The sequence below is a fragment of the Anaerocolumna jejuensis DSM 15929 genome (genome assembly GCF_900142215.1).
In the GTDB taxonomy this organism is placed as follows: Bacteria; Bacillota; Clostridia; order Lachnospirales; family Lachnospiraceae; genus Anaerocolumna; species Anaerocolumna jejuensis.
The window spans coordinates 397,573-406,442 of record NZ_FRAC01000009.1; the positions used below are offsets into that span (position 1 = coordinate 397,573).

Below are 8,870 nucleotides of genomic sequence, written 5' to 3' on the forward strand. Positions count from 1 at the left end.
AACCATTATTTATGGCAGTACCGCAGACCTGTCTGGGGTATGCAATAGGAGAAAGAATGAAAAAGAATAAACCAACAATTACAAAAGAAACGCAGAAGGAACGAAAGGAACGAGTTTCCTCCGGCGTTAAATATCGTTCGACCGTTTTTGAAAACAAGAAAAAACGGGAGAAATACAAATATGACTATAATGAGGAAATAAAATGAATATACCATTAAGTGTGAATCAAACTGAACTACTGGATGTATTGCTGAATGTGGCTATCATCCGTCCCGTCTTTATCTGGGGTGCTCCGGGAATTGGTAAATCCTCAATTGTGGAAAACTTTGCCGAGTCACTCGGGCTGCCATGCGTATCGCTCCTGGGCAGCCAGCTTGCACCAGAGGACATAATCGGTGTACCGCAGATTATCGACGGTAAAAGTGTGTTCTGCCCTCCCCGGATGATTGCGAGAGAAGAACCTTATTGCCTGTTTCTTGATGAGCTCAACGCTTGTTCTCAAGAAGTGCAAAAGGCTTTTTACAGCCTGATACATGACCGGCGTATCGGCGAATATTTTTTACCGAAGGGTTCCATTATCATTGGCGCAGGAAACCGTGCCCAGGACAACGCAATTGTTAAGCCCATGTCCTCCGCTTTGATCAACCGTATGTTTCATGTGGAGTTGATTGCCTCTCATCGTGACTGGCTTGCCTGGGCAGGTCAAAACGGTATTCATCCGTACATAATCGAGTACATCGGTTTACGCCCGGATCATCTCTGGAAGCAGCCACCCAAAACTGAAGAACCGTTTTCCACCCCACGTTCATGGCATATGTTGTCCGATGCTATTTATAGTTACGGAGACAATATAACCGAAAAACAATTGGAGATTCTGGTCTCCGGCTGTCTATCGCCTCATCATGCGGCTCAGTTCCGTGCTTTCGTTAAGCAAATCCGCAACCGCTATGCTCTTTCCGCTATATTCAATGGTGAGCAGAAGTGGCCAGGTGCTCCCGAGGACAGGGATGCACTCTATTTTCTGGCCCAGAGCTTTAAGGCCAGACTTATTAAGGAATTGCCGTCCGACAAAAATAATCTTTCCGGCACGACCCAGGATTTAGCTTTCAGGTCGAAAGCGTTGATGAAGGATTTGGCAAATATCAGCCTTGAAATCGCGCAGATGACAGTATCCGCAGAGGATGACAACGCTCTGCCCGATTGGTTTGTTGTTGAGATCATTCGGGATTTGCCCAGACTGGCGGTGAAGAAATAATGTCAAAAGCAAAGCAGCGTCAAAAAGATATGTACGATATTGCTGCGCAGAAATTCAATAAAGGATATTCGCTGGTAGATAATCACCCCTTATTTTATCCGTTGATGCAGAAAGCATCTGTACGCAGGGATGAAAGTAATAATTATCCGGAAGACGGGCTTGCTATTGTAACAAATGACGGGTATATCTTGTGCAACCCCAAACGCCGGGCTGAGCCGGAGCAGTGGGCGCGTGTGCTGGCTCATTGCCTGCTGCATTTAGCCATGGAGCATTTTCAGGTGAAAGAGCAGCCAGCCATATGGAACATGGCCTGCGACTGTGTGGTTGAAAAATTTTTGAATGATTTAAAGTTTGGTTCGCCTTTCTATACCACTTCACTCCCTGCTGGGATTCACGATGAAGAGCATCTATACCTGCGGTTACTGGAAGCATCGGATAAAGCACCCTACTCCGGGTTTGGCACAGCAGGCGAAAAAGTTCAGGATATACTCTTTCAAAATGAAAGCCGGTACCGCCGTTACGGCAAGGCGCCTATTTGGTCGAAATTGTTCGCGGTGGGCCTTTCCGCTGCTGTTCGCAGTGCAGTAAGCGTAGCGTCTGGTGAACAGGAAACTCTTTCCGCCAGCCTCACTGAATCTGTTAACAGCAAAGCCTACCGTGCCAAGCAATGGTTCATTTCCAGTTACCCCCTTCTGGGTGCCATTGCTGCGAATTTCAAATTGATTGAGGACTATCAAATCTGTCAGCGCATGGAAATCACCATCGCGGCAATTTCACCGGCTCTGTCCGAGATTTATATCAATCCGTCCTATCTTCTGGATGCCGAAGAAATTCGCTTCGTTATGGCGCATGAATTCTTACATGCCGCGCTCCGGCACGATTCGCGTCAGGAATGGCGGGACGCCTATCTTTGGAACGTAGCCTGCGATTATGTAATCAATCAGTGGCTGACCGAAATGGAAGTTGGCGAACGTCCGGATGGGCTTTTATACGATGAGCAGTTCAAAGGCATGAATGCTGAGGCGATATATGACCGTATCGTCACTGATATGCGTACCTACCGCAAACTGGCCACATTGCGGGGCGTGGGACTCGGAGATATTCTGCCTGGTCAGCACAGCTCTTACACTGATGTGGATTTAGACGCCTTTTATCGCCGTGCCTTAGCCCAGGGACTTTCCTATCATCAGGAACAGGCCCGCGGATACCTGCCTGAAGGCTTAATTGAAGAAATCAGAGCCTTATCCCATCCGCCTATTCCATGGGATGTGGAGTTAGCACGCTGGTTTGACGAGCAATTTACCCCCATTGAAAAAATGCGTTCCTATGCCCGCCCCAGCCGCCGCCAATCATCCACTCCTGACATCCCCCGCCCTAACTGGGCTGTTTCTCAAGCGGCGATGGATGGCCGAACATTCGGCGTGGTGCTGGATACATCCGGCTCCATGGAACGAGGATTACTGGCCACGGCACTAGGTGCCATAGCCAGTTACAGCATGACTCGGGATGTCCCGGCGGTGCGTGTAGTATTCTGCGACGCCGAGGCTTACGACGGAGGTTACATGAGACCGGAAGACATCGCTGGAACCGTGAAGATAAAAGGCCGCGGTGGTACGGTCCTTCAGCCGGGCATTGATTTACTTGAAAAAGCTGAGGATTTCCCAAAAGAAGCGCCGATTTTGATTATTACAGACGGCTATTGCGATAAAGTGATTCTCCACGGCAGGGAACACGCGTTTTTGATGCCGCAGGGAGCAAATCTGCCATTTGTCCCGAAGGGAAAAGTATTTAGAATGAGATAAATATGTTATTTTATACCTAATAATGAATCTATCTCAAGCCAGTGTTCCGTCAGCCAAAGCATTTCATCTTTGAAACGCTTTGGGATTTCGTCACATTCCTTAAAAAATTCCGGCTGTATCCACCATGGTATTTCAATGCACCACGTAAGCCGCAAAGCGTCCGCTATATCAGGCAAAGTCAACGCTGAATGCTGTGAATAGCCTTCAAGGAAAGCATATACCTTTTCGAGGTTCATTCTATTGCCTTCTAATGCAAAAGAAAGTATCGCTCTTCCTATATCATGCCAAATATAACTGTAGCAATTGCGGTCAAAATCAACGACAGCGGATACGCAATCCTCATCGAACAGGATATTGCCGGAGTGAAAATCCTCATGAGCGAATCCTTTGGGAAGCTTATCAAAAAATTCGGCGCTAAGCTGCTTCATAATCGGCTCCAGTGCAAGGAGAGCTTTCCGATATTCAATAGGAGTGTCCGGCGAGCATTTCAACATACGGGAGTTAAAATTTTTCCATAATAAATCCATCGTATAACCACCAAAAACAGGCAGGTTCTTGTCCGAATGCGCTGACAATTGTGAAAACCCTCTGTGCATTACAGCACAGGTACTTCCAAGACTGCGCATTTGGGCTATTGAGATTGTGTCGGAGGTTTCTGTCTTCCCTGAGCAAAAATCCATGACCATATAGGCTGTTTCGTCATCCAGCCAACGAATTACACGGTCTCCGCTCTGCCAGAGAAACGGACAAGGAACGCCGTTTTTTTCAAGGCTAATCTGCCGCTGCAGCCTGGACTCGATTAACTCAATACTCTCTCTGCGAAACCGCTTCGTGCTGTATTGTTTGACCAGCAATTCGCCTTTTTCGGTAGAAATCCTCCATTTCTGATTCAGCAGTCCACCTGTTATCGAAGTCATTTGATTGAAAGTTATCCCATAACTTTCAATCAAATCAGCTATAATTTTATCTTCCATGTAATAACCTCTCGAAACAAATATAAACAATTATGAGTTTCCAATATTAAACAATATGTATCATATTAAGATTGTAATATTATACCATATCATCGTCAACAAAAAGTAATTAAAATATCACTTTAATTTTTATTCACTGCCTTCATTACCATCAAAAACTTACCTCAAATCATTTTATTTATCATTGCTTCCAATACCAATAGGCCTTTACTGAGTTTGGTTATTACCTGAACTTATAGTCGTGCACAATGTGCAAAATTACGTTCAGCTATAAAATCTCAATAGAAAGGTGGAAGCCATTTATACCACTTAAGCCTGCCCCTAGAAAAGGGCAGGCTAGAATATAACTTCCATTTGATTTATTCAATTGTCTGATATATCCGTATGCCATTAAATCTGTTGCAAGACTCATTACAAATATTCCCTTGTGTTGCTCTGTTATACTCACCGCAACACATAATTTACAGTATTTGGCAAGTTCATAGTTATTCTTTACAATCAAAATTCTCAACCAGCTCCTCATCGGTTACCACACATGGATTCATATCATTCTTAATGAATCTTACTGCATTCAGGCCAGTTATCTGTACGGGCAGGGTGTTGTTTCCATCCTGCAAAATAGGGGAAATTGATAGATCCGCAACTTTAAGATTTTTGGTTCCAAAGACATTCAGGAAACCATCAACAACTCCCTCCTGAATATTACTTCCCATCCTGCACTGCCCGCCAAAGTGGGCTGTATTACCATAAGAAGCTCTTACAAACTTAGCAAGCTGTCTTCGTTTTTCTGCTTCACAAGGTATTTCAAATATTTTTTCTGAAGGATATACCACTTTGTAGATTCCGTCTGGATCAATTTGGCGGGCCCTGTTCATAATGTTATATACCTCAATATATCGGTCGATCATAAAATTTAAGTCATTGCCATCAGGATCAGACAAAGGATTAAGGTTAAGAGACGGATAAGCCTCCGGGTCACTGTGTGCTATCATAATGGTACCATTGCTTTTAGGGGTAAGGTCATAAATACTGATGCCCATGACATTGCTGGGTTTTGCCGGGTCAAATGCCCAGTTATTTTGAACTACTACCGCAGCAGGAACACTTGACGGTGCCACAGTGCTATATATTTGGAGTCGTCGGCCTCCAGTTGGTCCTTCGCCTTTAAAAGCACCCAATGGAAATGGCAGATCCGGGTCCGCATCAATTAATGCCTGGAGCCGTGATGTTTCTACTTCTATTCCCATACCGGCAATAAAATGTGTTATAAAATTGTGGCCAACATTTGGACTCTCTACTAATGTTGATATACCTGCTTTAGCCAAATCATCAGATTTTCCTATTCCCGAACGCTGCAGAATGAGAGAAGAAAAGTTACCTGCTGATAAAACTATGCCCTTTCTTGCAAAAGCCTTTTGTGATACTCCGTTACGGACAAAATTAACACCAACTGCAATATTTTGTCTTTCTTTCCGGAAAAATATAATATTATTTACAGTTGTTTTCGCCAATATTACCAGGTCCCTGCCATCAACTCCGTACTCATCAGGGCAAAATTGGTTGCCTTGTGTTACAATTTCTTCATTTAAATATCCGGTTGCAGTAGATGAACGTACAAACCTGTCATCTTCTTTTTTATTCAATATCTGTGATTTGTAAAAAGTGCAATCTCTTATACCTGTATTATAGTCTTCGACAATTGGGATATTCAAAACATCTGATGTTGCGTTAGCCAAAATAGTTGTCAGGCCGTTCTTCGGAATCATTTGCTGTCTGACAAAAATCGGACCTCTTCTCCCACGTTCATCCTGATCTTGCGTATTCCCGGTATACGTTTCATTCTTTATAAATAAAGGTCTGAGACTGTTATAGTTCCATTGAGGGCCAAAGGTGCCGCCAATCTCATCATAATACTTTTTGCTTCCGCGCACAGCATACATTGCATTATGCTCAGAGCTTCCCCCGATTGTCCGGCCGCTTGATATTCTGAGCTGCCGATTTCCTATGGTAGGCTCAAGTTTTGTAAGCATATTAAAGGAAAACTTATTATCGGCATTAAAGACACCGGCTCCGACATTGCTAGCACCGCTTAGTTCCTTCGTCATATTCGTTCCTGCCTCAAGGACAAGTGCACTGGTGCATTTATCATCCGTTAGTTCCTTTGCAATTATTCCCCCGGCAGTACCTGCACCAATAATGATATAATCATATATCTTTTTATATGACATCTTATCATACCTTTCTATTGTTTTTAGAGGTTTAAACCCCACTATATTTGTATGATAAAATGTATCGCTTTGTTACATAATAATACATATTTCGACATCTTGCATCTATGCAATAATTCATATTGTACCAGCGTATTCTTTTAACTTTCTATCTAGGGAAACGCTGATTAATACAGCTTTGTAGCATCTCCTTTACTAATTCTTAAGATTTTTAAGATTTTAAAGGCCCATTTGCCTTCCTGTCACCTATAATTTTGCATTTTCAAGCTCATACCCTTGAAAATGGGCGCAGTTATGCCATGCAAAAATCTTTGGCTCGCCCGGCACGGTAGCACATAACGAGGTTTGCACTGGCAAACAACATATAGAATCGGTTCAGATTTTTCTTGATTCCACGGTATACTGTCTTTCTATATCCGAACTGATTTTTTACAATCAGATATGGATGCTCAACTCTTGCACGTGTGGATGATTTCCGGTTTTCTATCTGCTTATCCCAGTTGATTCCTTGATAACTGTCAGGAACCTTTATACTGGATGGTCTGACATTAGTACGGAGTTCAACCATTGATAAATGCTCATTTTCCGTGAATTCGATACGTTTAGTGGCTCCGGCATAACCGGAGTCTCCCTAAACTACTTCGTCATCTTCCCTGATAAGTTTTGATGTTTCTACAATGTCGTGTACATTTGCGGACGTTCCTGTTATTGTATGAACATAACCACTGCCAGCGTCAATGCCAGAATGAACCTTCATTCCGAAATACCATTCGTTTCCCTTTTTAGTCTGGTGCATTTCAGGGTCACGCTTTCCATCCTGATTTTTGGTGGATTTTGGTGCTGCAATAAGGGTCGCATCCACAACGGTTCCACCGTGCATAATGAGCCCGGCTTTATCAAGACGTTCTTTGACATCATTGAATAATTTTTCGCCAAGATTGTTTTTCTCAATTAGATGCCTGAAATGTAATAAGGTTGTTGCATCAGGTACCTGCTCATTTAAAAAATCGATATGCATAAAGGTTCTCATAGCATAGCTGTCGTAAATCTCATCTTCAATGCCTGCATCAGAAAGGTTGAACCAGTTCTGCATAAGATACATGCGGAGCATGACCTCGATATCTCTTGGCGGACGTCCGCGTTTTCCAGAAGGATGGTATGGACGAATCATATCAATCCAGTATGACCATGGAATGATTTCATCCATTGCTTCCAGAAATTCTTCCCGCTTGGTCTTTCGTTTTCTATTTGAATATTCAATGTCACTAAATGTCTGTTGTTTCATGGTATACACACCTTTCGTTTGATAACATAATTATATCAGAAATCTGGGGACTTTGCTTGATTAAATCAGCGTTTCCCTAGCTCCCCATTTATAGAAAAATTCGTTCACTTCAGGGAAACCTTGTCCACTATGCCTTATATATGATTTTTATTCGTCCTTCAGCAATTAGAATACACCCATGCTTGGCGAACAAAAAAATGGTAAGATAGCCACTTATTCTATCTTACCATTTTCGCTTAAATTAAAAAGGTATGTCTTTGAATCCTGTTAATTTCACTGGATTTATTATACTACCATCATTATCAGATAGACTGGTATGATTATTAATCGTTGCAAACATTCCAGTGTACCCTGCTGTAGCCCATAATCTTTTTTCGGATGGACTATTTAAAGCATATCCACCTGTTCTAGTAGTTCCATAGGTTGCTTTTCCTCCCATATATCCAGTCATGTAGCCGTCATTAAGAGCTTTTACAGAATCGGATAAGTCATCGTCTCCTGTGCCTGTACCATAAGCCCATGCAACATGTTTATATCCGGCTATTAGTAAATGTGCGTATGCAGTAACTCCATTTACGACATCACTAAAGCTCACTCTTTTTCCCGGTACTGTACCCTTAGGATCCTTATAACCACTATATTCAAGTATTGAATCCATATTTCCAGGGTTAAACCTGCTACTAAACTCGGTTAAACTCCAGCCCATCTCGAAGCCCCATTGAGCCAATACTAATGCTACTGAAATAGTCCCAGAGTAAGAGTTTCTAAAGCTTTGATAGGAAACCCATTTAGCTAAGGATAGTACGGGATATTTTGTACCATTTGAAGTTATAGTTCCATTAACAAAATCATCAATATTTGACATTACTATTCTCCTTTTATTTTTATTAAACAAATCCGTCGACGATTTTGTTTTCAATATATAAAGAGAAAATAATATTAATAATGTAAACAAATAAATTGAATATATTTGTACTATAGTATATAATTTACATGTAAAATATTGTATTGATGTTATACTTGCATAGCATCAAGTAGTTGAATTTATAAGAAAGGAAAAGTATGATATCTAACTTTTTTAAATATCATGCAATGTAATTATTGTGAATAAAAAGAAATTGTATTTAGTGATTGTTATATCTGTTGTATTTTTTTGTATACTATTGTCTAGTTATATATATATTGCCAAGCACAATACTAATCCAATAAGAGCTCAAGGTGCTTCAAAATACGGAAAACTTTTAATTTCTCCTAAAACTTCTGAAAAACAATATAGATTAGATGAAATTTCTTCATTCGGAAATAAAGGAGATTATGTATTTGAAG

Annotated in this window: 8 protein-coding genes and 1 pseudogene; 4 read left to right on the forward strand and 5 right to left on the reverse strand. The window is 41.7% G+C overall.

Annotation, left to right across the window (positions count from 1 at the left end):
* Nucleotides 1-56 precede the first annotated feature (56 nt).
* The 3 genes from BUB77_RS29855 to BUB77_RS09635 are packed head-to-tail and all read left to right on the forward strand — an operon-like array spanning nucleotide 57 to nucleotide 3,057.
* The gene (locus tag BUB77_RS29855; protein ID WP_170866623.1) at nucleotides 57-206 is read left to right on the forward strand and encodes a hypothetical protein; all 150 of its coding nucleotides are present in this window, start codon (nucleotides 57-59) and stop codon (nucleotides 204-206) included.
* Entirely contained in the window at nucleotides 203-1,255 is a 1,053-nt protein-coding gene (locus BUB77_RS09630) for an AAA family ATPase (protein ID WP_073275188.1), read from the forward strand. The genes BUB77_RS29855 and BUB77_RS09630 overlap by 4 nt, the downstream gene beginning before the upstream one ends.
* Nucleotides 1,255-3,057: a DUF2201 family putative metallopeptidase gene (locus tag BUB77_RS09635; protein WP_073275189.1), complete on the forward strand. Its 1,803-nt coding sequence runs from the start codon at nucleotides 1,255-1,257 to the stop codon at nucleotides 3,055-3,057. The genes BUB77_RS09630 and BUB77_RS09635 overlap by 1 nt, the downstream gene beginning before the upstream one ends.
* 5 nt (nucleotides 3,058-3,062) lie before the next feature.
* Here BUB77_RS09635 and BUB77_RS09640 read toward each other — a convergent pair whose 3' ends face one another.
* From BUB77_RS09640 to BUB77_RS09660, 5 genes and pseudogenes are all read right to left on the reverse strand, one after another.
* Nucleotides 3,063-4,031, reverse strand: coding sequence for a phosphotransferase (locus BUB77_RS09640; RefSeq protein WP_073275191.1), 969 nt, complete (start codon nucleotides 4,029-4,031; stop codon nucleotides 3,063-3,065).
* 268 nt (nucleotides 4,032-4,299) lie between these two features.
* Nucleotides 4,300-4,533, reverse strand: a complete 234-nt coding sequence (locus tag BUB77_RS09645) for a hypothetical protein (RefSeq protein WP_073275193.1) — start codon at nucleotides 4,531-4,533, stop codon at nucleotides 4,300-4,302.
* Nucleotides 4,517-6,259 carry a GMC family oxidoreductase gene (locus BUB77_RS09650; RefSeq protein WP_073275195.1) on the reverse strand — a complete coding sequence of 581 codons (1,743 nt, stop codon included), beginning with the start codon at nucleotides 6,257-6,259 and terminating at the stop codon, nucleotides 4,517-4,519. Before BUB77_RS09650 ends, BUB77_RS09645 begins: the two co-directional genes overlap by 17 nt.
* A gap of 292 nt (nucleotides 6,260-6,551) precedes the next feature.
* Nucleotides 6,552-7,544: pseudogene (locus BUB77_RS09655) on the reverse strand (IS5 family transposase).
* A 241-nt stretch (nucleotides 7,545-7,785) separates the two neighbouring features.
* On the reverse strand, nucleotides 7,786-8,409 hold the full coding sequence (locus BUB77_RS09660) for a hypothetical protein (protein ID WP_073275197.1): 624 nt from the start codon (nucleotides 8,407-8,409) through the stop codon (nucleotides 7,786-7,788).
* Nucleotides 8,410-8,647: 238 nt separating this feature from the next.
* On the opposite strand from BUB77_RS09660, the gene BUB77_RS30285 reads away from it, so the two are divergent.
* On the forward strand, nucleotides 8,648-8,870 hold a 223-nt coding region (locus BUB77_RS30285; protein ID WP_207650839.1), incomplete at its 3' end, for a hypothetical protein.

Bases quoted from the DNA above. Each gene is read 5' to 3' on its own strand.
- BUB77_RS09630 (WP_073275188.1), top strand. From the start codon at position 203: ATGAATATACCATTAAGTGTGAATCAAACTGAACTACTGGATGTATTG.
- BUB77_RS29855 (WP_170866623.1), top strand. From the start codon at position 57: ATGAAAAAGAATAAACCAACAATTACAAAAGAAACGCAGAAGGAACGA.
- BUB77_RS09635 (WP_073275189.1), top strand. From the start codon at position 1,255: ATGTCAAAAGCAAAGCAGCGTCAAAAAGATATGTACGATATTGCTGCG.
- BUB77_RS09640 (WP_073275191.1), bottom strand. From the start codon at position 4,031: ATGGAAGATAAAATTATAGCTGATTTGATTGAAAGTTATGGGATAACT.
- BUB77_RS09660 (WP_073275197.1), bottom strand. From the start codon at position 8,409: ATGTCAAATATTGATGATTTTGTTAATGGAACTATAACTTCAAATGGT.
- BUB77_RS09650 (WP_073275195.1), bottom strand. From the start codon at position 6,259: ATGTCATATAAAAAGATATATGATTATATCATTATTGGTGCAGGTACT.